The following is a 21,680-nucleotide window of genomic DNA, read 5'->3' as shown; positions in this document are numbered from 1 at the left end:
CCGTGCAGGACATCGCCGAGCAGCTGCAGGCCTGGCACGCCGCCGGGCGCACCTTCGCCGTGGCCACCGTCGTCGGCGTCTCCGGCAGCGCGCCCCGCGACCCCGGTGCCGCCCTCGCGGTCGACTCCGCCGGCGAGGCGATCGGCTCGGTCTCCGGCGGCTGCGTCGAAGGCGCGGTGTACGAGCTCTGCCAGACCGCCGTCGAGACCGGCGAACCGGTCCTGGAACGCTTCGGCTACAGCGACGAGGACGCCTTCGCCGTCGGGCTGACCTGCGGCGGCGTCCTCGACGTCTTCGTCCAGCCGGTCGTCCCCGGTGCCGACCCCGGCCTCGACGCCGGCATCACCTACATCGCCTCCGGCACCCCCGTCGCCCTCGCCCGGGTCATCGACGGACCGGCCGCCCTGCTCGGTGCCACCGTCGCCGTCACCGCCGACACCCACCACGGCTCGCTCTCCCCCGCCCCCTCCACCGTCGCCGCGCTCGAACGGGCGGTGGTCGCCGAGGCCCGGGCCATGCTGGACGCCGGACGCACCGGCCGCGTCGTCCTCGGCCTCGACGGCCGCCCCTGCGACGAGGCCGGCCAGGGCACCATCACCTTCTTCGTCGAGTCCTACGTGCCCGCCCCGCGGATGCTGGTCTTCGGCGCCATCGACTTCGCCGCCGCCGTCGTCCGGATCGGCAAGTTCCTCGGCTACCACGTCACCGTCTGCGACGCCCGGCCCGTCTTCGCCACCGCCCGGCGCTTCCCCGACGCCGACCAGGTCGTCGTCGACTGGCCGCACCGCTACCTCGACTCCCAGCTCGACCGGATCGACGGCCGCACCGTGCTCTGCGTCCTCACCCACGACGCCAAGTTCGACATCCCGCTGCTGGAGCGCGCCCTGCGGCTGCCCGTCGCGTACGTCGGCGCCATGGGCTCGCGCAAGACCCACCGCGACCGCAACACCCGGCTGCGCGAGGTCGGCCTCACCGACGCCGAGATCGGCCGCCTCCGCTCCCCCATCGGCCTCGACCTCGGCGCCCGTACCCCCGAGGAGACCGCCGTCTCGGTCGCCGCCGAGATCGTCGCCCAGCGGCGCGGCGGCTCCTGCCTGCCGCTCTCCGCCGGCGAGGGCCCCATCCACCACGACCTCGCCCGCACCGCCGCCGCCGCCGACAGCGAGCCCACCGCTCCGCCGGCGGTGCACGCCGCGTAGCCGGGGCGCCGAGCCGGTCCTGTGCGGCCTAGTCCGACACCGCCAGCTTCACCCCGAAGCCGATCACCGCCGTACCGGTCACCCGGTCCATCAGCCGGCGTGCCGACGGGCGGCGCAGCCAGGACCGCAGCGTCCGCGCGAACGCCACCAGCACCGCCGACCACAGCAGACCCTCCGCCACGTGCACCGAGGTCAGCAGGACGCCCGTCGCCAGGTGTGGGGCCGTCCGCGGGATGAACTGGGGCAGCACCGCCACGTAGAACACGCCCACCTTCGGGTTGAGCAGATTGGTCAGCGCCCCGCGCCGCCACCCCTCCCCCAGGCCGCCGCCGGTGCCCCGGTCCTCGCCCTCCGGCTCGGCGTGGCGTGCCCGCAGCAGTTGCACCCCCATCCACAGCAGGTAGCAGACACCGGCCCAGCGCAGCGTCTCGTACGCCACCCGCGAGACCGTGAGCAGCGCGCTGACCCCGGCCGAACTCAGCGTCCCCCACACCAGCGTCCCGGTCTGGATGCCCAGCACCACGCCCCACGCCCGCCGGCGTTCCCCCAGCGCCGCCGTCCGCAGGATCAGCGCCGAATCCAGCCCCGGCGTCAGCGTCAGCACCCCGACCACCAGCGCGAACGACCACACCGCCGACGTCATCTCCATGGCCGCTCATCCTACGGACGCCGCGCCTGCGGGTCCGGTGCGGCCGTCCGGCCGAAGCGGGCGAGGTAGTGCCAGACCTTCTTGAGGTCCTGGGGGTCGTGGCGGGTGGTGCGGGCGGCGGTGCCGAGGAGGCCGGGGTCGAGGTGGCCGTCCGGGGCGAGGGAGGTGCCGAGGGCGACGTACGCGGGGCCGCGGTAGTCGGGATGGCGGGCGAGTTCGGCGGTGGGGAGGCGGTAGCCGGGGTGGAACTCCAGCGGGCACGGGAGCTTGCGGGCGGCCGCCTCGACCTCGGTGTCGCGGTAGCAGGGGTCGAGGACCAGCGCCTCGACGTCCTCGGCGAGCCGGACCGGCCCGTGGACCTGGGCCTCGATGTAGTCGTCCAACGCGTCCTGGTCGTCGGCCTCGGCCAGCGCGATCAGCGCGCTGGCGGCGGCCGCGACCCCGAAGTCGGCCGGCTCCAGCCAGCTGTCGGGGTAGCAGAAGGTGGCCCGGCCGAGCGCGTCGGCGGTGAGCCGGAAGAAGGCGGAGCCGAACCGCGGGGCGGCGCCGTACGGGTCGCGGCGGAAGTCGAGCGCACCGTAGACCGGCCGCAGGTCCGCGGGGGCGTCGTCGTACGCGCCGGCGAAGATCCGGCTCTCCCACCTCCAGCGGTCGCCGCCGGGGTGGGCGGTGAGGCCGCCGTTGCTGGTGCCGGTGACGAACTGGGAGCGGTAGACGCCGTCCTCGGCCATCGCCTCGAGGATCGGGCGGCCGTCGATCAGCCGGTCCGGGTGGAAGTTGAGGGTGACCCGCAGCGCGGGGTCGAGCGGGCCGCCGGCCGCGAGGGCGGCGACGTGGCGCAGTGCGCGCTCCTGCGGCGTGGGGACGGTCTCGGCGGTCATACGCCGTAGTCTCGCTCAGCCGCCGCCCCGGTGCCGTCGAATATCCGACGATGGGTCATGCTCGGTGCGTACACGGGGAGAGGGGAGTACGACGGTGGCCGAGGGTCTGATCATCTTTCTGAACGGGACGTCGAGTTCCGGGAAGTCGAGCGTGGCGAAGGAACTGCTGGCGACCCTGGACGGGGCGTCGTTCCACCTGCCGGTGGACGCGTTCCACGCCATGCGCTCGAAGCACGGCTACACCGAGGCGGACCTGCCCGAGGTGCTGCGCCGGACCTGGATGGGCTTCCACCGGGCGGTCGCCGGGATGGCGGCAGCGGGCAACACGGTCGTGGTGGACCACCTGTTCAGCCAGCCGTGGCGGCTGGAGGACTGCCTGGCGCTGTTCCCGGCCGAGGACGTGGTGCTGGTCGGCCTCCACTGCCCGCTCGACGAGCTGGAGCGGCGCGAACGCGAACGCGGCGACCGCCCCCCGGGCCTGGCCGCCCAGCAGATCGGCCCGGTCCACTCCCACGGCGTGTACGACCTCGAGGTGGACACCTCCGTCCTCTCCCCCGCCGAATGCGCCCGCCGGATCCGCGACTTCCTCCCGGACCGCCCCCGCCCGACGGCCTTCCAGCAACTCCTGGCCGCATGCGGCGCCTAGATGGCTGAGGCTGTGCAATGACCCGCTGGCGTTGGAACGACCTGGCGCGAGGGCAAAGGCGGTACCAACCTGCAGGTGCCGGACACCACGCGGCCGGAGGTTGATGTCCGGGCTGTCCCGCTGTCCGGTCAATAGCTGTGAGCTGGGAGAACGGACCAGACAGGACCCTGACAGGTCATGTGTTCAGGCTGGGAGGGGTCGAGTCTGAACCACCCCGTGGTGGTTCAGCCGATGCCGCGTCCTACTCGGTTGTCGTGCACGCACAGGACGCGTCCAGGCGCGCCGCGGTTCGGTCGGTCATCCCGGCCAGGGCCCAGTGCCGTCTGCGTCAGCAAGACGCCTCGACGCCGACGCCAAGGTGCAACCGGAAGGACCCCAATTCCGCTACCGTAGCGATGCGTTGCTAACCAGGTGGGCTGTAGGAGCAGACGATGGATGAGCGCTTTGCCGAGTACTGCGACGTCGGCGTGGCCGATCCGCTACGACAGGGCGACGTACTGGAGGCGGTGGACGCTGAGGCGACGATGTGGAAGCGACACCTCCTCGTCATGACTGCTGACTGCGACTTTGCTCATGCCAAGCACCGGGGTCGGGTTACCTGCGTGCCGCTGCTTACCGCCGAGGAGTACCTCGCGGAGATGCAGATCCCAAAGGTCCGCGATCAACTCGTCAAACCACAGATGGCTGAGCTTCGCCGGATCCTCGCTAGCGGCCAGATGCCGACCATTAGTGACCGACGGCTTCGAGAATGGGCAAGTGAAGAGAAAGCCGAAGCTATCGTGCGGCGGCTCGGCCTAGACGGAGCGAATTCAAAGAAGGCCAGCGACGCACTCGAAGCCATCCGAATGTTGGACACTCCAGCGAAAAGCCTTAGATCTGGCATCGAGTTGCTCGTAAAAGCCCAGCTTGCCGGCGCGAGTCCCCCCAAACCTGAGGGCGCCCTTAAGAAAGTGGTAGGCAAACTTCGGGAACCCTACTCGCAACCTCCCGGCGACGCGCTTTTCTTGGCGTCGATCGGACCCGGCTTGGACGCCGGATTTTTTGCGTATCTCCGACACATTGAGCAGGTCTGGGAGCCTGAAATCTCTCTGGGGCCATCGCGAGCTCCTTCAACGTACCGCAGGATTTCCCGCATGCGAGATCGATTTGCGCATGCGCTCGTCCAAAGATTTGCGATGGTATTCATGTCAATCGGGCTCCCGCAGCAATATGAGGAGCTTCGAGATCTGCATGCAGCGATTCTAGGGGAGAGCCTATCATGAAACCGCTGATTACGACTGTTGCTGCCCTGGGTGAGCTTGCGGCCGGGCTGTCACCTGATGCCGTGGAGTCGTCGGAGGTTCTTTTTTCGCTCGACACTCCGGAGATGGAATTCCTTATCTCGACGGAGGACGGCGAAGGGGCTCAGCGCATTGTAATTATGCGCGATAAGAACTCTGTGGAACTATGCGTTCCGGACCACCTTGCCGCACTAAGGCGGGATGTCTTGAGTCGCATGACGAGTTTCTCGGAGAGGGCAAAATCTGCCGGCCCGCTCTCCCTGCCGCGACAATGGCATCAGTACAAGTACAATAACTACGTGGCCTTTCGGGCGGTTCCGAAGAGTGATCCGCAGTTTAGTCGATGGATTGCCGAGGTTTCTCCTGGGGATCGCGCCGATATTATCTTCTGGGAAACCACTACATCGGACAAGAAATCCACCCTGGAAGACTTCGACGCCAGGCGGCCGGCTGCGCCGGAGTTTGAGGGTGAATGGGCTCGGGCTATTGCGGCTGCCCAGGAACACTTCGCTCAGGTGCGCTCGCAGCCTGCTGATGTCGAAATGCGCCTGCCAGCCCTTGAGCTCTCCACTACTAAGGGGTGGACTTATGAGCAATGGCTGGAGGAGGTCACTAAGGAACAGCGGAATTTCATCCAAGCGGGCACCGAGAAATCAATCCGACTCCGGGGGCCGGCTGGCTCCGGTAAGACGCTGGCCTTGACCATGAAGGCAGGCCGTGAGGTCCTCAAGGCCCGCGACGCCGGAAGGGACGTGCGAGTCCTCGTTGCCACGCACAGCTGGGCACTGGCGGCCCAGATCTCGGACTCGCTCGACTCGATGGGCCTAAGCCACCTTCACGAGATCGACGTTTTTCCCTTGCTTGAAATCGCAAAGCTGATCTCCCCTCAATATGTCCAAGACGTCTCGTCTGGATTCAATGTGATTGGGGACGACAGCCTCAGCGGCAAGCAGGCTCAGCTGGATGAAATTCAGGAGGTGCTCGACGATTTCCTTGCCGGGGATTGGATCACCTATAAGGGTGGTGTAACTGAAGGCCTGCGACTGAGGTTTGATTCAACGCGCGATGACGAGCGGCGAGCACTGGCGTGGGATCTTCTTATCGAGTTTGGATCAGTAATTGGTGCGGCAGCAATCTTTCCTGGGGCGGGGTCTGATCTCCGATACTTCCAGCTTCCGCGCGCGACATGGATGCTGCCGCTTGAGACAAGGGAGGATCAGCGCGTAGTATTCGAGCTGTATACGCGCTACTGGGAAAGTCTCGATCAGCGAGCGCTCACTACAACCGACCAGGTTCTTGCCGACTTTCTGATCCACCTGTCCACTAACACGTGGAACCGTGCTCGTCGAGCGCAGGGATACGACCTGGTATTCGTCGATGAGTTTCATCTATTCAGTCCGCTTGAGCGCCAGGTCCTCCATTATTTGACCCGTGACACGGCGACCTATCCGCGGGTATTTATGGCCGTGGACCCAAGGCAGTCTCCGTCCGAGGCGTTCATTGGACTGGCCGCCGATGGCACCCTGTCCTCGAGCGGGGTTTCGGCGGCGGACGATGGATATGGCGATGTCGCGAACTTCGAACTCACGACCGTCCACAGGTTCACTCCACAGATCCTTGAGTTGATCAAGCACGTGCATCACGAGTTCCCGACACTCGACCTCGGGCAAAACTGGGATATTGACTTCTCCCGAGTCGAATCGGCGCAGGCCAACGGTTCCCTGCCGCACCTTATCTCGGCGGCGTCCCGTTCCGGTGAAGAGGATGACATTGCCCGAGTCGTGCAGTCTATGTACTCGTCTGGGCGACTGGCGCTCGCGGTCGTTGACGTCCGTCAATGGCAGAGGTTCAGCAGACTGGCGTCACGGCTGGGACAGTCCGGTAAGTTTCATGTCTCAATCGTGTCTGGCCGGTCAGACATTGAGGGGCTTGGGTATCGGCGCCGCGGACTCGTCATTGGCCCGGCGGAATTCCTTGCTGGTCTTCAGTTTGATTCGGTACTGGTGGCCGGAATTCCAGACCTGAACGCGTCTTCCCTCGGAGCGAACGAGCGCACGAAGTACCTATCCCTTCTTTACCTTGCACTCAGTCGCGCACAGGCGACTGTTCGCGTATTTGTGAACGAGGACGACGGTGGGGCTCCCGAGGTTCTTCTCCGGGCAGTTTCCAATCAGCTGATGGAATCGGAGAAGGGAAGTCTCGTCTAAGGGCTGTCCCTTAATTGATCTTCGGTGTCCGGGCGAGCCGTGTGAGGCTGACGGCTCAGCTACCCGGAGGCCGGTTGCCGCCGCAGGTCGGTATGGAGCGGCGTCAGTTCCTGCGTAACAAGCGCCAGGAGCGGGAGGAGTACCGCTCCGAGGTCACCCGTTCGAGCTTCGCAAGAACCTCCAGGTGCTGTAGTCCCGGCTGAGCGGCTCGCCGCCGCACACCGGGAAGGCCCCGGACCAGTGGATCGTCGTCACTGGTCCGGGACCTTTTGCTGCACGTGATCCGTTCTGATCGAACGTCAGCCATCGCCGGGCGGTAGGACGGTGTGAGTAGTGGCGGCCAAGAAGGTCGCGGCTTGCGGGGGGTCGGGGCGGGCGCTGAAGTGGCTGCGTGATCGGTAGGCGGCTGCGCGCGCTCTTCGCTCCCGGGGATCGGTTGTTCGGTGCCGGGACCGGGGCGGCCTGCTCACCGCGGCCTACGGCGGGGCGATCGGGAGCACCGAGCGGATGGGCTTCGCGGTAGGGGGTCCAGGTCAGGAGTCGCAACCGAGCTTTAGTCTCCCTCGCTTCATGTCATGCGTGCCAGCGAGCCCTTGGCATCAGTCATCTAGTCGTCGAACGGCCATCGGCGGGCGGGCGCCTGCGGATTCTCCGCCGTCGGGCGGGGTCCGGGGGTCAGCCGGCGTTGAGCTGGGCGGCGCGGCGGAGGAGGGCGGGGCTGAGGCGGCCGAGGAGGCGGGCGGCCTTGGACTCGATGGTGACGGGGACGACGGGCTTGCCGGTGCGGACGGCGCGGACGATCTGGGCGGCGACCTTCTCCGGCGGGAAGCCGCGGCGGGCGTACAGCTTGGAGACCTTGGCCTGCTTGGCGGCCTGTTCGTCGGCGGTGAGGCCGGAGAAGGTGGAGGTCCGGGTGATGTTGGTGTCGATGATGCCGGGGCAGATGGTGGAGACGCCGATGCGGTGCGGGGCGAGTTCGGCGCGCAGGCAGTCGGAGAGCATGTAGACGGCGGCCTTGGAGGTGGCGTACGCGGCGAGCACCTTGGAGGGCAGGTAGGCGGCGGCGGAGGCGAGGTTGACGATGTGTCCGCCGGTGCCGCGTTCGACCATGAGGGTGCCGAAGGCGCGGCAGCCGTGGATGACGCCCCAGAGGTTGACGTCGAGGACCCGCTGCCACTCCTTCTCGGTGGTCTGCAGGAAGGTGCCGGAGTGGCCGATGCCGGCGTTGTTGACGACGACGTCGGGGACGCCGTGTTCGGCGGCGACGGTGGCGGCGAAGGCGTCGACGGCGGCGCCGTCGCTGACGTCGACGCGGTAGGCGTGCGCGGCGGAGCCGGTGAGCATGCAGAGCTCGGCGGTGCGTTCGGCGGATTCGAGGTCGCGGTCGCAGACCACGACGCGGGCGCCCTGTTCGGCGAAGGCGAGCGCGGTGGCGCGGCCGATGCCGCTGCCGCCGCCGGTGACGACGACCAGTTCGCCGCTGTCCGGCGGGGCGTGTTCGTGGCCGGCGGCGATCCGGGTGGTGAAGTCGCGGACCATGCCGGCGACCGTGGCGCCCTTCTCCAGGAGGGCGGACCAGTGGGTGGCGTCGAGGCTGCGCCGGGTGAGCTTGGGTGCCCAGCGTTCCAGTCCGTCGGAGAGGAAGTCGGAGACGTAGTGGTCGCGGCGCAGGGTGATCAGCTGGACCGGGACGTCGGTGTGGCGTTCGCGCGGGCGGCGGATGGTGGGCCGCATGTTGGCGCGGTAGAGCTCGATGCCGCGGACCGCGTCCTGCTTGAGGGTGGCCTGCGGGTGGCCGGGGCGGGGTCGGACGGCCTCCAGGTCGCGCAGGACGCGGGGCCAGGCGCGGGCCAGCCACAGCCGCCAGGTGGCGGGGGCGAGCACCGGCAGGTGGAAGGCGGTGATGTACCAGGAGTGCAGGCCCTGGACGAGGAGTTGGCGCAGGTGCCGGGGGGTGGGGCGGCGCAGCCGGTGGCGGATCCAGTGGCCCATGTGGTCGAGGCAGGGGCCGGACATGGTGGTGTAGGAGGCGATCCGCTGCCGGGCGCCGGGGGTGGTGACCGCCTCCCAGGACTGCACCGAGCCCCAGTCGTGGGCGACCACGTGGACCGGGTGGTCGGGGCTGACCGCGTCGGCGACGGCGAGCAGGTCGGCGCCGAGGAGTTCGAGGCGGTACTCGTGGCGGCCGGCGGGGACGCCGGAGGCGCCGGCGCCGCGGACGTCGTAGCGGACCACGTGGTGGTCGGCGGCGAGGTCGGCGGCGACGTCGTCCCAGACCGCGTGGGTGTCGGGGTAGCCGTGCACCAGGACCACCGTCGGATGCGCCGGGTCGCCCTGCTCGTAGACGGCCAGCGGCAGTCCGTGGGAGTGGACGGTGCGGCGGCGGATGCCACCGTGGGCTCCGGTCATGCGGTGGCCTCCTGGGTGTGGGTCCAGCGCCGCACGTGCGGCAGGTCGTCGTCGAGCCAGTACGCATCATCCTCGGTGACCACGAGGAGTTCCTCGAACTTGATGCCCACCTCGCGGAATCCGATGTGCGGTTCGACCGCCCACAGTCCGGGGGTGGGCGCGTGGCGGGAGGCGCGGCCGTCCGCCCACAGGGGCGAGCGGCCGTGCAGCCGTTCGCTGATGAGTTCGCGGCCGAGGGTCTGCAGGGTGCGCACCCCGAAGCCGAACAGGTTGACGCCGGCCGGGCCGCGGGCGGTCGTGCGGGTCACCTGGTGGCCGATGACCCGGCCGGGGTAGACCCGGTGGCGGTTGTCGTAGCCGTGCGCGGCGATCTGGGCGTCGACGGCGGCGTACACCTCGTTCAGCGGCCGGCGGGCGCGGACCTCGCGCAGGATGAGCTCGCGGTAGACCTTGAGGTCCTGGGCGAGCCGGTCCCACACCGGGTTGTCGCCGACCTTCCCGCCGTAGCCGATGTCGGCGGTGTAGCCGTCGACCACGGGCGCGCAGTCCAGCACGTACGGCATGCCCTCCTGGAGCTTGCGGTTGCCGGCGAAAAACTGCAGCGGGGTGTGGAAGTGCCGGAACGCGGTGCGGTCGCCGAACCACGCGAACGGGACGTGGAAGAAGTCCTGCACGCCGGCCCGGACCAGGCAACGGCGCAGCTTCGCGGTGGCCTGCCGCTCGGTGACGCCCGGTTCGATCCAGGCCGCGACCTGCTCGGCGCAGCCGTACGCCAACTGCTGGGTCTCGCGGAACCGGGCCAGGTCCTGCTCGGTGTACGGGAACGCGGGCGGGGTGCTGGTGGCGGGCACGGTCAGACCTCCAGGACGAGGGTCTCGCCCTCGGCGGCGCGGGAGACGCAGGGCAGCAGGGCGCCGGCGGCCCTCTCGTCCTCGGTGAGCCGGCGGTCGCGGTGCTCGGGCGTGCCGGAGCGGACGGTGAGCCGGCAGGTGCCGCAGAAGCCCTGGTGGCAGGAGTACGGCAGGTCCGGGCGCAGCTCGCGGGCCACGTCCAGGGCCGACCGGTCGGCGGGGACGGTGAGTTCGGGCCCGTCCGCGCCCAGCCGGATGGTGAACGGGCGGCCGTCGACGATGGGCGGCGCGCCGAAACGCTCGACGTGCAGCGACGCGGCGGGCGACGCGTCCAGGGCGCGCTGCACGGCGCTCAGCATCGGGGCCGGCCCGCAGGCGTACACCGCGGCGCCCTGCGGCGCGCGGGACAGCAGGTCGGCGGCGTCGGGCACGCCGTGCACGTCGTCGGTGCGGATCTCGACCCGGGTCGGGTCGAGGGCGCGCAGCTCGTCCGTGAACGGCAGCGACGCCGCGTCCCGGCCGGTGTGCACCAGCCGCCAGTCCACGCCGGCGCGCCGGGCGGCCCGGGCCATCGGCAGCAGCGGCGTGATCCCGATGCCGCCCGCCAGCAGCAGCACCCGCGGCTCGCCGCAGAACGCGAACCCGTTGCGCGGCCGGCGGACCGTCAGCCGGACGCCCGCGTGCAGCTCGTCGTGGACCTCGGTGGATCCCCCGCCGCCGTCCGCGATCCGCCGCACCGCGATCCGGTAGAAGTGGCGGTCCGCCGGATCGCCGCACAGCGAGTAGTGCCGCTCGCGGCCCGACGGGAGGGTGAGCAGGATCCGGGCGCCGGGCTGCCACCCGGGCAGCGGCGCGCCGGACGGGTCGGCGAGGCGGAGCTCGACCACGTCGGCGGCGATCGGCTCGTGGGACGTGACCACCACGGTCAGCGGGGGTGTCGGGCGGGTCTGCGGACGGCGCGGGTTGCGGCGCAGCCCGGGGCGGCCCATGGCGGGGGTGTACCAGTCGCTGAAGGCGGTGAGGCGCTCGAAGAACCGGTCCGCCCGCGGGCGGCCGTAGAGGTCGGGGGGCGGGGTGCTGAGATCCATAAGCGGAGGAGGCTTTCTTCTTCAGGGGCTCGGGGAACTGCGAGGCCGGCCACGGGACGGGTGAGCCTCACTGAGTGGTCGACCACGGAAGCGGTTCGCTACAGGCGGGAGGAGAACGTGCAGGACCGTGGATGGCTGGTCGCGCAGTTCCTCGCGCCCCTGGGTTCGCGTCAGCCCTACAAGGGGCTCGGGGAACTGCGAGGCCGACCACGGGTGGGGCGCGCGTCATCGAGTGGTCGACCACGGGAGCAGTTCGCTACAGGCGGGAGGAGAACGTGCAGGACCGTGGATGGCCGGTCGCGCAGTTCCTCGCGCCCCTAGTGGTTGCCCTCGCGCGCCGCGGGCGAGGTCGCGAGGTAGGCGAGCGCCTGGCTGGAGGAGCCCTCCTGGGTGGGGTGGTAGCCGGGCCGGAAGTACCGGAGGGCGGAGCGGAGCATCCGGGCGGGCTCGGGGAGCAGTCCGCGGCGGGCGACCTGCTGGGCCTCCCGCCAGCTGGGCCGGATCGAGCCGTTGAGGGTCGGGTCGGCGGCGAGCATGAAGCGGGTGCCGCGGATCCAGAGGTGGACCAGCAGCGGCCCGGAGACGGCCATGCCGCGGACCCGCCGCAGGTAGCCGGGGTCGAGGTGGACCATCAGGTCGAAGGCGACGCTGCGGTGCTCGACCTCCTCGGCGCCGTGCCAGCGCAGCAGGTCGAGCATGGTGGGGTCGGCCTTGGCCCGGTCCAGCCCCGGGGAGTTGAGCGCCCAGTTGCCGAGGAAGGCGGTGAAGTGCTCGATCGCGGCGACGAAGGCGACCCGCTCGATGATGTTCTCGCGGCGCTGGGTGGGGGTCAGGCCGGGCTTGTCGCCGAGGACGCGGTGGAACAGCCAGCTGATCTGGCGGACGTACGGGCGCGGGTCGAGCCCCTGGCCGAGCAGGTGGTCGAGTACTTCCTGGTGGGCTTCGGCGTGGATGGCCTCCTGGCCGATGAAGCCGAGCACCTCCTCGCGCAGCTGCTGGTCGGTGATGAGCGGCAGGGCGTCCTTGAAGACCTTGACGAACCAGCGTTCGCCCTCGGGGAGGAGGAGGTGGAGCACGTTGATGGTGTGGGTGGCCATCGGCTCGTCGGGGATCCAGTGCAGCGGCAGCCGTGACCAGTCGAAGTGCACGTCCCGGGGCTCCAGGACGAGGTTGTCGTGCACGGTGGTGGGCTGGGTGGTGCCGGGCATGGGGGTGCCTCCTGACCTGCTGGGTGGCGAGGGCGTATCCGCAAACTACTCGCGGGTACGGGGGCGGACAAGGGTCTCGACCGTTCTTATCGACATCGAGTCTAATAAGTTTCCGCCTACCATGCCGGGACCGGCCGCGCCGCGGCCCCGCACCCCGGGAGACCCTGTGGACGACGGCCTGGTCGAGGCGCTGATCGCGCACCCGCCGATGGCCCGCGAGCTGCCCGCCTTCGACCCCGCGGCCGCACCCGCCGAGCCGGCCGGGCTGTTCGTGGAGTGGCTGCGCGGCGCGTTGGCCGCCGGGGTGCCGGACGCCCAGGTGGTGACCCTCTCCACGGTGGACGGGGACGGGCTGCCCGACGCCCGGGTGCTGGTGCTGCGGGATGTGGACACCACCCGCGCCGGCTGGGTGTTCTGGGCGGACGCGGACAGCCCCAAGGGCCGCCAGCTGGCCGGTCGGCCGGCCGCCGCGATGACGGTGTACTGGCCCGCGCTCGGACGGCAGGTCCGGATCCGCGGCGAGGTCACCGCCGTGGCGGCGCCCGCGGCGCTCAACCGCTCGCCCGGTGCGCGGGCCGCCTCGCTGGTCGGCCGGCAGAGCGAGCCGCTCGCCTCCGCCGCCGAGTACGACGCCGCCTTCGAGGCGGCGCTGGCCGCCGACCCGGCGCTGCCGGTGCCCGGGCACACCGTCTACACGCTGCACGCGGACTCGGTGGAGTTCTGGCAGGGCGACCCGCGGCGACGCCACGTCCGGCTGCGCTACCGGCGCGGTGCGGACGGCTGGGACCGTACGCTGCTCTGGCCCTGACCAAGAAGGACCACAGCCGGGGCTGCGGCCTGTTCACCGGCCGTACGCCCGGTGGGCGGCGGGAGTTGGCCTGGCGCCGGCGGCGGCCGACTAGCATCCCGCGCCATGAGCACCGATGCACCGGCGGCCGAGCCGTCCGGGATGACCGTCGGCCGTTCGCTGGGCCTCGCGCTCTGCGCGGGCACCGCCGCGGCGGGCGGCTGGGTGGCCGGCTCGGGTGTCGCCCTGGCCCACCGGGATCCGCTGTACGCGCTGGGCACGGCGGCCGGTCTCGGCCTGTGGCTCGCCGCGCTCTGGACCGCCCTGTACGTGACGATCGGAGATGCGCCGGAAGCCGAACTCTTCCTGCCGGTCGGCGCCCTGCTGCCGGCCGGCGCCGCCGCCGGGCTGGTGGGCTGCTCCTTCGCCGCCCCGCATCCGCACCCCGGACTGCTCGGCGCGGCGGCCGGGGCCGCGCTGCTGGCCGTGCCGCCGGCCCTGCTCGGACTGCGCCGGCGCCGCCGCGAGGTGGCCCGCTGGCGGCAACGCCGCGACCGCGGCGTCTCGGTGCCCGGGGTGGTCACCGGGGTCGGCGGCGACCTCCCCCGGCTCACCCTGACCGTCCGCTACACCGCGGCCGACGGCGAGCAGTACACCCGGCAGGTCGACCGGGAGTTCCCCGCGGGCGACCGGCCGCGGCCCGGCCGCCCGGTGACCGTCCGCCACCTGCCGGACGAGCCGCGGGACATCACGGTGACGCTGCTGCCCTGGCCGGACGGACCGCACTGAGCGACCGCCGCACCGCCCGGGCTCAGACCGCCATCGCCAGCATCAGCGGCGCCGCCCGGGCGGCCAGCACCTCGGCCGCCGCGCGCAGCCGGTGCATTTCGGCGACCGGCATCGAGGTGGCCAGGCAGCCGACCGTGGAGCCGGCGGTGACCGGGACGGCGGCGCAGACCGTGCCGAGCGCGTACTCCTGCAGGTCCAGCACCGGGACGGTGGCGGGCTGCCGCTCCAGCCGGTGCATCAGCTGCTCGGGGTCGGTGATGGTGCGGGAAGTGAGCCGGGCGACCGGGTGGCGGGCCAGGTGGTCCAGGCGGCCCTCGTGGTCGAGCTGGCTGAGCAGGCACTTGCCGATCGCGCTGGCATGCGCGGTGGCCCGGAAGTCCACCCACTCCTCGACCGCCGGCGCGTGGTCGGCCGTCGAGACGGCCTCCACGGTCAGCTCCCCGTCGTGGTAGCGGCTGAAGTAGACGGCGGCCCCGATCTCGTCGCGCAGTTCGGCCAGCCGGTGCTGCATCCGGGCCCGTACCAGCGGCTCGCGGCTCTGCCGCCCGAGCAGCGCGAACGCACCGCCGAGCACCCAGGCGCCGTCCGCGAAGGTCAGGTAGCCCTCGATCTCCAGCTCCTCGGCGAGCCGCTGCACCGACGGCGGCGGCACCGACAGATCGCGGGCCAGCTCCCCGGTGGTCACCCCACCCGGCCTGCGGTCGACCGCCTCCAGCAGCCGAAGGGCCCTCCGGAGCATCCCGAACGGACCGGCGCCACCCCCGCCCAGGGTGGCCTGCTGATCCCGGCTCAGTGCCGACACGGGCACCGCCTCCCCTCTCACCGATCCGTCCAGCCTAACCACCGCACCGCGCGCCGCACCGAATATCGCCGCAGGTGGGCCGTACCCCTTGACTGGCATATGCCCACGGACGACCCCGCCGAACGGAGACGGGTGCCGCGGAAAAAGGGAACGGGCCCTTCCCCTACTGCCCGGAGGGGAAGGGCCCGTCGGCTACCGGGGTGCGGGCCCCGGCGGCCGGTGAGGGTTGGTCGATGGGTTCAGCTGTCGTCGCCCGCGCGGAGCTTGGCGACGGCGGCCTCCAGGCGGGCGCCGTACTCCTCGTCGGCCGCGTGGAAGTGGGCGAGGTTGCGCTCGATCACGTCCTCGCGGGTCACCTGGGCCAGGAAGCCAGCGAGGTTGGCGATCAGGCGGCCCTTCTCGCCCTCGGACATCAGCCGGTAGAGCTCGCCGGCCTGGAAGAAGTCGTCGTCCTTGGTGTGCGCCGGCGTGGTGTAGGTGCCGGTGTAGCCGGAGACGGCGGACGGGGCGGCCAGCGCCTCGTCGCTCTGGCGCGGGCCGTCGTACGAGTTGGGCTCGTAGTTCTTGCCGCGGCCGTTGCGGTTGAGCGCGTTGAAGCCGTCCTGGCCGTAGTTGGCGGCCTCGGTGGCGCGCGGCGCGTTCACCGGCAGCTGGGTGTGGTTGACACCGAGGCGGTAGCGCTGGGCGTCCGCGTAGGCGAACAGGCGGCCCTGGAGCATCTTGTCCGGGGACGGGCCGATGCCGGGCACGAAGTTGTTCGGCGAGAAGGCCGACTGCTCGACCTCGGCGAACACGTTCTCCGGGTTCCGGTTCAGCACCAGGCGGCCCACCTTGACCAGCGGGTAGTCCGCGTGCGGCCACACCTTGGTGAGGTCGAACGGGTTGAAGCGGTAGTCCGCCGCCTCGGCGACCGGCATCAGCTGGACGTACAGGGTCCAGGACGGGAACACGCCGCGCTCGATGGCCTGGTGCAGGTCGCGCTGGTGCGAGTCGGCGTCGCCGCCGAGCACCTCGGCGGCCTGCTCGCAGTCCAGGCTGCGGATGCCCTGGTTGGTCTTGAAGTGGTACTTCACCCAGTACGCGTCGCCCTGCTCGTTGACCCACTGGTAGGTGTGGCTGCCGTAGCCGTTCATGTGGCGGTAGGACGCCGGGATGCCGCGGTCGCCGAACAGCCAGGTGATCTGGTGGGTCGACGCCGGCGAGTGGGCCCAGAAGTCCCAGACGTTGTCCGCCTCCTGCACGCCGGTGAACGGGTCGCGCTTCTGCGAGTGGATGAAGTCCGGGAACTTGATCGGGTCCTTGATGAAGAACACCGGGGTGTTGTTGCCGACCAGGTCGTAGTTGCCCTGCTCGGTGTAGAACTTCAGCGCGAAGCCGCGCGGGTCGCGCACCGCGTCCGAGGAGCCGAGGGCGCCGGCGACGGTGGAGAAGCGCAGGAAGACCTCGGTGCGCTTGCCGACCTCGGAGAGGAACGCCGCCTTGGAGTACTGCGAGACCTCGTCGGTGACCTCGAAGTAGCCGTAGGCGCCGGAGCCGCGGGCGTGCACGACGCGCTCCGGGATGCGCTCGCGGTTGAAGCGGGCCAGCTTCTCCAGCAGCTGCTGGTCCTGGATCAGCAGCGGGCCGTACTCGCCGGCGGAGGCGGAGTTCTGGTTGTCGGCGACCGGGGCGCCGGACTCGGTGGTGAGGAATTTCGACATGACGGGTCCTTACAAGTGATCAGTTTCGGGAGGGCACCACCCCTGTCGGAAAAATTCAGATCCCGAGAAGGCGCCAGGTGGCGGCGCGGCGGCGGGTGGTGTGCTCGCCGTCGGGGCCGTCGGTCGGCTGCAGGGCAGCGACGGCGGCGGTGGTCGCGGCGGCGTCCGCGAGCGGGCGGGCGGCGGTGAGGGCGGTGGCCTCCGCCGCGGTCAGGCCGGCCTCGGTGAGGGCGGTCTCGGCGTCGGCGGCCGGCAGCGCGTCGAACCAGCGCAGCGCGAGGGCGGCGCGGCCGGCCTCGGTGAGCTTGCCGGTCAGGCGCAGGCGGGCCAGGCCGCCGTCGGGGAAGACGTTGATCCGGACGTGGGTGACGGGACGTCCCACGGTGAGCCGGAAGCGGTGGCGGGTGTCGGGCTGGAGGCGGGTGCGGGGCAGGATCGGGAACCAGCCGTCGGCGTCGGTGGAGGGGTCCCCGCCGGCGGAGGCGTCGTAGCCGACCAGGTCGGCCCAGCCGGGGGCGTTGGCGACGAAGTGGGTGGTGTCCACCTCGGCGGCCAGGACCTCGCCGCCCCCGGCCAGGGCGATCTGCACCCAGTCGTTGGCCTTGTCGCGCCGACGCCGGGTCTCCCAGCCCTCGCCCATGACGGAGGCGCGGCCGGGAGCGTTCAGGTTGTGCGGGGAGGAGAAGTAGCGGTCCGAGGCGGCCTCGGCGACGCCGCCGTACTCCTGGGCGGCGAGGTCGAAGGTGAGGCCGTCCAGCTCGCGCGGGTCGGGCAGCACCTCGCCGTGCACCCGCAGCCGGGCCACACCGCCGTCGGGGAAGATGTTCAGGCGTACGTGGGTGAAGCGGGTGCCGTTGTCGACCGCGAACTCGTGGGCGGTACTGCCCTGGAGGGCGCTGCGGGGGACGATCTCGACCCACTCGGCGGCCCGGACCTCGTCGGGCGAGGGGTGGCCGGACAGGGCGGCCGCCTCGACCGAGGCGGTCTCCGGGTAGTTGCCGGTGAAGTGGGCGGTGTCCACGATCACGCCGCGGATCACGCCGGCCACGCCGAGGCGGACGATCGCCCAGTCGTGGTCCTGGTCGGTGGGGTGCGGCTGCTCGGCGGAGGCGCCGCGGCGGCGGCGGGACTCCCAGCCGTCCATGATCTGGCCCTTGTGGCCGAAGGTGTGCGGGCGGAACTCGGCGGGCTTGGCGACCAGGAGGTTCTCCGCGTCGGCGAAGGTGTCCTCGTTGGTGCCGACGATGCCGGCGCCGAGCAGCCGGGAGGCGAGGTTGACCAGCTCGGTGAACGGAGCGCTGGGGGTCTGACCGGTACTCAACTCGGGGCTCCTCGTTAACGAGTGATCTGACGGCCGAACGGCTCGGCGGTGGTGTCCACCACCCGGCCGCGCAGCCAGGTGGTGCGGACCACGCCGCTGAGGGTGCGGCCGGCGTAGGGGGTGACGGGGTTCTTGTGGTGCAGCTGCTCGGCGTGCACGGCGAACGCCGCGTCGGGGTCGAAGGCGACCAGGTCGGCGTCGTACCCGACCGCGATGGCGCCCTTGGTGCCGGTGAGGCCGACCAGTGAGGCGGGTCCGGAGGCCATCCAGCGGACCACGTCGGCCAGGGTGTGGCCGCGGCGGCGGGCCTCGGTCCAGACGGCCGGCAGGCCGACCTGGAGGGAGGCGATGCCGCCCCACGCGGCGGCGAAGTCGCCGCTGCCGCCGTAGCGCCGCAGCAGCTTCAGGTCCGGGGTGGAGGGCGAGTGGTCGGAGACGACGGCGATGAACTCGCCGTCCGCGAGGGCCTGCCAGAGCAGATCGCGGTTGGACTCGTCGCGGATCGGCGGGCAGCACTTGAAGGCGGTGTCGCCGTCCGGCACCTCCTCGGCGGCGAGGGTGAGGTAGTGCGGGCAGGTCTCGGCGGTCACCTGCACGCCGTCCGCGCGGGCCTGGCGCAGCAGCGGCAGCACGGCGGCGGAGGAGACGTGCAGGATGTGCACCCGGGCGCCAGTGCGGCGGGCGGTGTCCAGCAGCCGGGCCACCGCGGCGGCCTCGGCGTCGTCCGGACGGGAGTTGAGGAAGTCGCGGTAGTGCACGCCGGGCACCTGCGGGGCGGCGTCCAGGACGGCCGGGTCCTCCGCGTGGATGATGGCCAGCGCGCCGATCCGGGCCTGTTCGGCGAGCGCGGTCTCCAGGTCCTCCGCGGTGGCGAGGTGCGGGAACTCGTCCACGCCGGACGGCGCCAGGAAGGACTTGAAGCCGAACACGCCCGCCCGGTGCAGGGGTTCGAGCTCGTCGGCGTTGCCGGGGACGGCGCCGCCCCAGAAGCCCAGGTCGACCCAGGCCTGGCCCTCGGCGGTCTTCCGCTTGGCCTCCAGGCCGGCCACCGTGGTGGTCGGCGGGACGGAGTTGAGCGGCATGTCGATGACGGTGGTGACGCCGCCGGCGGCCGCTGCCCGGGTGGCGGTGGCGAAGCCCTCCCACTCGGTGCGGCCGGGCTCGTTGACGTGCACGTGGGTGTCGACCAGGCCGGGCAGCAGGGCGGTGTCGCCCAGGTCGGTCAGGTGCTGGTCGCCGACCAGCAGCGAGCCGTGGGCGGCGATCTGCTCGATCCGTCCGCCCCGGATCAGCACATCGGCGGGACGCTCGCCGTCCGGCAGGACCACCCGGCGGGAGCGGATCACCGCCGTGGTCGCGGGCGTCTCGCTGAGGGGCATGAGGGACCTCCGAACTCGGGAACGTGGGGTGTGCCGAAGGATTTCTCGGAGCCTAGGCCCGCCTTCAACAAAACGTCAATGTAGGAAAATACGAGGGGTTGGACCTCAGCCGGCGAGCAGTTCGGACGCCAGCCGCTCGCCCGCGACCTCCGCCAGTTCGCCCGCCCTGGTCATCGACTCGCCGGGCTGCTCGGCCAGGTCGGTGAGGGCCACCGCGGCCGCGAACCCGGCCGTCCGCCACTCACTCTCCGACAGCTCCAGCCGCCCTGCCACAGCGGCCACCCGAACCCCCGCCCGAGTGGCCGCCGCGGCGACGCCGGCGGGGGCCTTGCCGTGGAGCGTCTGCGCGTCCAGGCATCCCTCACCGGTCACGACGAGGCGCGCCCCACGCACAGCCTCGTCGAAACCCAGCAGCTCGAGCAGCAGCTCGATGCCGGGTCGCATGGTGGCGCCGAGCAGGGCGAGGGCGGCGAAGCCGACCCCTCCGGCCGCTCCGGCGCCGGGGTTGTTGCGGTAGTCCTGGCCGGTCACGGCGTGGACGGTGTCCGCCCAGCGGGTCAGGCCCTCCTCCAGGATCACCAGGTCCTCGGCGTCCGCACCCTTCTGCGGCCCGTACACCGCGGCGGCGCCGCGCGGACCGAGCAGCGGGTTGTCGACGTCGCAGGCGACCACGATCTCCACCCCGGTCAGGCCGTCGGCCAGCGAACCGAGGTCGAGCCGCTCCAGCCGGCGCAGCGACGCCCCGCCCGGGGCCAGCTCCGCGCCGTCGGCGCCGTACAGCCCCACGCCCAGCGCCTGGACCATGCCGGCGCCGCCGTCGGTACAGGCACTGCCGCCCAGGCCCAGCACCACGCGCTCGACGCCCAGCGACACCGCCTTGGCGATCAGCTGGCCGACGCCGAAGGAGCCGGCCGCCAGCGGCGCGGTGCGGCCGCCGGGGAGCCGGGCCAGGCCGGACGCCTGCGCCAGCTCGACCACGGCGGTGTCGCCCTTGACCGCGAGCGCGGCGTCCACCGGCAGACCGGTCGGACCGGCCACCTTCACCGCGACCCGGGTGAACCCGGCCGCCAGCGCGGCGGCCAGCGTCCCCTCGCCGCCGTCGGCGACGGGCAGCTCGCGGACCTCGGCACCGGGGGCGGCGCGACGGATGCCGGCGGCGATCCGCGCGGCGACCTCGGCGCCCTCCAGGGTGCCCTTGAACTTGTCGGGAGCGACGACCACATGGCCCTGGGTGGGGGTGGTGGGCATTGGCGTGGCCTTTCGCTGGTAGGGGGCTCGGCTGGTTACGGGCTCGGGGAACCGCGAGGGCATCCCCGGGAATGGGCTTCTCTTGAAAGAGTCACCCTCAATAAGGGTCACCCTCGCGGTTCCCCGAGCCCCTGAATGATTTGGTGCGGCCCCCTCCTCGCCGTTCCCCTCGTCCCGCTTCCGACGTACGAGGGGCTCCCCTCGGCGAGGAGGGGGCCGGACAGCGCGCTGGCACGACCGAAGTGCCCCCGGGAGGGGTGGCGCGCTGCCGGCTTGGCCTCCTGGTGACGCGGGCACGACCGGACAGGTACACGCCACCAGGAGGAGCTAGGGGGTCACACGAGGGGTTACTTGACCTCGCGGCCGGAGAGGCGCTCGACGCCGCGCAGCAGCGCGGAGTGGTCGAGCGAGCCGTCACCGTTGGCGCGGGCGGAGGCGACCAGCTGGGCCACCACGGCGCCGAGCGGGAGGGCGGCACCCACGGCGCGGGCGGCGTCGGTGACGATGCCCATGTCCTTGTGGTGCAGGTCGATGCGGAAGCCGGGAGCGAACTCGCGGTTCAGCATGTTGCCCTTCTTGCGGTTGAGCACGGTCGAGCCGGCCAGGCCGCCGCCGAGCACGTCGAGGGCGGCGGCGAGGTCGACGCCCGCGTTCTCCAGGAACACCACGGCCTCGGCGAGGACCTGGATGTTGACGGCCACGATCAGCTGGTTGGCGGCCTTGACGGTCTGGCCGGCGCCGGAGGGGCCGACGTGGACCACCGTGGTGCCGAGCGCGTCGAAGAGCGGCTTGGCCTCGGCGAAGTCGGCGGCGTCGCCACCGACCATGATCGACAGGACCGCCTCGACGGCGCCCGCCTCGCCGCCGGAGACCGGGGCGTCCAGGGTGCGGACGCCCTTCGCCACGGCGGCGGCGGCGACCTTCTGCGAGGTCTGCGGGGTGATCGAGGACATGTCGATCACCAGGGTGCCGGCCTGGACGCTCTCCAGGACGCCGCCCTCGGCCAGGATGACCTGCTCGACGTGCGGGTCGGCCGGGACCATGGTGATGACGACCTCGGCGTCCTTCACCGCGTCGGCGATAGAGGCGGCGCCGTGGCCGCCGGCCGCGACGAGCGCGTCGATGGCGGACTGCTCCAGGTTGAAGCCGGTGACGTGGTGGCCGGCCTTGACCAGGTTGATGGCCATGGGCTTGCCCATGATGCCGAGGCCGATGAAGGCGATCTTGCGGCTCATC

18 protein-coding genes are annotated in these 21,680 nt (G+C 71.4%); 6 read left to right on the top strand and 12 right to left on the bottom strand.

Features of this window, described 5'->3' with window-relative positions:
• Positions 1-2: 2 nt before the first annotated feature.
• Positions 3-1,199, top strand: a complete 1,197-nt coding sequence (locus FHR36_RS08315) for an XdhC family protein (protein WP_253795288.1) — start codon at positions 3-5, stop codon at positions 1,197-1,199.
• Between the two features lie 28 nt (positions 1,200-1,227).
• Here the strand turns inward: FHR36_RS08315 and FHR36_RS08310 are convergent, their stop codons facing one another.
• Positions 1,228-1,848 (bottom strand): LysE family translocator, encoded by a 621-nt coding sequence (locus FHR36_RS08310; protein ID WP_253795286.1) that lies wholly within the window; start codon positions 1,846-1,848, stop codon positions 1,228-1,230.
• 11 nt (positions 1,849-1,859) lie between these two features.
• Complete coding sequence (locus tag FHR36_RS08305) at positions 1,860-2,729, bottom strand: DUF3626 domain-containing protein (RefSeq protein ID WP_253795284.1); 870 nt, start codon at positions 2,727-2,729, stop codon at positions 1,860-1,862.
• A gap of 94 nt (positions 2,730-2,823) precedes the next feature.
• Here FHR36_RS08305 and FHR36_RS08300 point away from each other — a divergent pair, with 94 nt between their 5' ends.
• From FHR36_RS08300 to FHR36_RS08290, 3 genes are all read left to right on the top strand, one after another.
• Complete coding sequence (locus tag FHR36_RS08300) at positions 2,824-3,375, top strand: chloramphenicol phosphotransferase CPT family protein (protein WP_253795282.1); 552 nt, start codon at positions 2,824-2,826, stop codon at positions 3,373-3,375.
• A 431-nt stretch (positions 3,376-3,806) separates the two neighbouring features.
• Positions 3,807-4,637 carry a hypothetical protein gene (locus tag FHR36_RS08295; RefSeq protein WP_253795280.1) on the top strand — a complete coding sequence of 277 codons (831 nt, stop codon included), beginning with the start codon at positions 3,807-3,809 and terminating at the stop codon, positions 4,635-4,637.
• A complete protein-coding gene (locus tag FHR36_RS08290) occupies positions 4,634-6,862 on the top strand; it encodes a UvrD-helicase domain-containing protein (RefSeq protein WP_253795278.1) in 2,229 nt (742 codons plus the stop codon). The genes FHR36_RS08295 and FHR36_RS08290 overlap by 4 nt, the downstream gene beginning before the upstream one ends.
• A 675-nt stretch (positions 6,863-7,537) precedes the next feature.
• Here FHR36_RS08290 and FHR36_RS08285 read toward each other — a convergent pair.
• From FHR36_RS08285 to FHR36_RS08270, 4 genes are all read right to left on the bottom strand, one after another.
• Positions 7,538-9,271, bottom strand: coding sequence for an SDR family oxidoreductase (locus FHR36_RS08285; RefSeq protein WP_253795276.1), 1,734 nt, complete (start codon positions 9,269-9,271; stop codon positions 7,538-7,540).
• Complete coding sequence (locus tag FHR36_RS08280) at positions 9,268-10,122, bottom strand: M24 family metallopeptidase (RefSeq protein ID WP_253795275.1); 855 nt, start codon at positions 10,120-10,122, stop codon at positions 9,268-9,270. Before FHR36_RS08280 ends, FHR36_RS08285 begins: the two co-directional genes overlap by 4 nt.
• Positions 10,123-10,124: 2 nt before the next feature.
• Positions 10,125-11,210, bottom strand: a complete 1,086-nt coding sequence (locus FHR36_RS08275) for a PDR/VanB family oxidoreductase (RefSeq protein WP_253795273.1) — start codon at positions 11,208-11,210, stop codon at positions 10,125-10,127.
• Positions 11,211-11,527: 317 nt separating this feature from the next.
• Entirely contained in the window at positions 11,528-12,418 is an 891-nt protein-coding gene (locus FHR36_RS08270; RefSeq protein WP_253795271.1) for a metal-dependent hydrolase, read from the bottom strand.
• Between the two features lie 166 nt (positions 12,419-12,584).
• Here FHR36_RS08270 and FHR36_RS08265 point away from each other — a divergent pair, with 166 nt between their 5' ends.
• A complete protein-coding gene (locus FHR36_RS08265) occupies positions 12,585-13,226 on the top strand; it encodes a pyridoxine/pyridoxamine 5'-phosphate oxidase (RefSeq protein WP_253795268.1) in 642 nt (213 codons plus the stop codon).
• Between the two features lie 105 nt (positions 13,227-13,331).
• Positions 13,332-13,994, top strand: coding sequence for a DUF3592 domain-containing protein (locus tag FHR36_RS08260; protein WP_253795266.1), 663 nt, complete (start codon positions 13,332-13,334; stop codon positions 13,992-13,994).
• A gap of 22 nt (positions 13,995-14,016) precedes the next feature.
• Here FHR36_RS08260 and FHR36_RS08255 read toward each other — a convergent pair whose 3' ends face one another.
• The 6 genes from FHR36_RS08255 to FHR36_RS08230 all read right to left on the bottom strand — a co-directional run bounded on the left by FHR36_RS08255 (position 14,017) and on the right by FHR36_RS08230 (position 21,679).
• Positions 14,017-14,733, bottom strand: a complete 717-nt coding sequence (locus tag FHR36_RS08255; protein WP_253796691.1) for an IclR family transcriptional regulator — start codon at positions 14,731-14,733, stop codon at positions 14,017-14,019.
• A 302-nt stretch (positions 14,734-15,035) separates the two neighbouring features.
• A complete protein-coding gene (locus tag FHR36_RS08250) occupies positions 15,036-16,496 on the bottom strand; it encodes a catalase (protein ID WP_253795264.1) in 1,461 nt (486 codons plus the stop codon).
• Positions 16,497-16,551: 55 nt separating this feature from the next.
• Complete coding sequence (gene alc, locus FHR36_RS08245; protein ID WP_253795262.1) at positions 16,552-17,817, bottom strand: allantoicase; 1,266 nt, start codon at positions 17,815-17,817, stop codon at positions 16,552-16,554.
• Between the two features lie 14 nt (positions 17,818-17,831).
• Positions 17,832-19,196, bottom strand: coding sequence for an allantoinase AllB (gene allB, locus FHR36_RS08240; RefSeq protein ID WP_253795260.1), 1,365 nt, complete (start codon positions 19,194-19,196; stop codon positions 17,832-17,834).
• A 105-nt stretch (positions 19,197-19,301) separates the two neighbouring features.
• Positions 19,302-20,444, bottom strand: coding sequence for a glycerate kinase (locus FHR36_RS08235; protein WP_253795259.1), 1,143 nt, complete (start codon positions 20,442-20,444; stop codon positions 19,302-19,304).
• Between the two features lie 347 nt (positions 20,445-20,791).
• On the bottom strand, positions 20,792-21,679 hold the full coding sequence (locus FHR36_RS08230; RefSeq protein ID WP_253795258.1) for a 2-hydroxy-3-oxopropionate reductase: 888 nt from the start codon (positions 21,677-21,679) through the stop codon (positions 20,792-20,794).
• Position 21,680 lies beyond the last annotated feature (1 nt).

Source organism: Kitasatospora cinereorecta (assembly GCF_024172095.1).
In the GTDB taxonomy this organism is placed as follows: Bacteria; Actinomycetota; Actinomycetes; order Streptomycetales; family Streptomycetaceae; genus Kitasatospora; species Kitasatospora cinereorecta.
The sequence above is the reverse complement of the archived record's forward strand: the minus strand, read 5'-3'. Positions and strand labels throughout refer to the sequence as shown.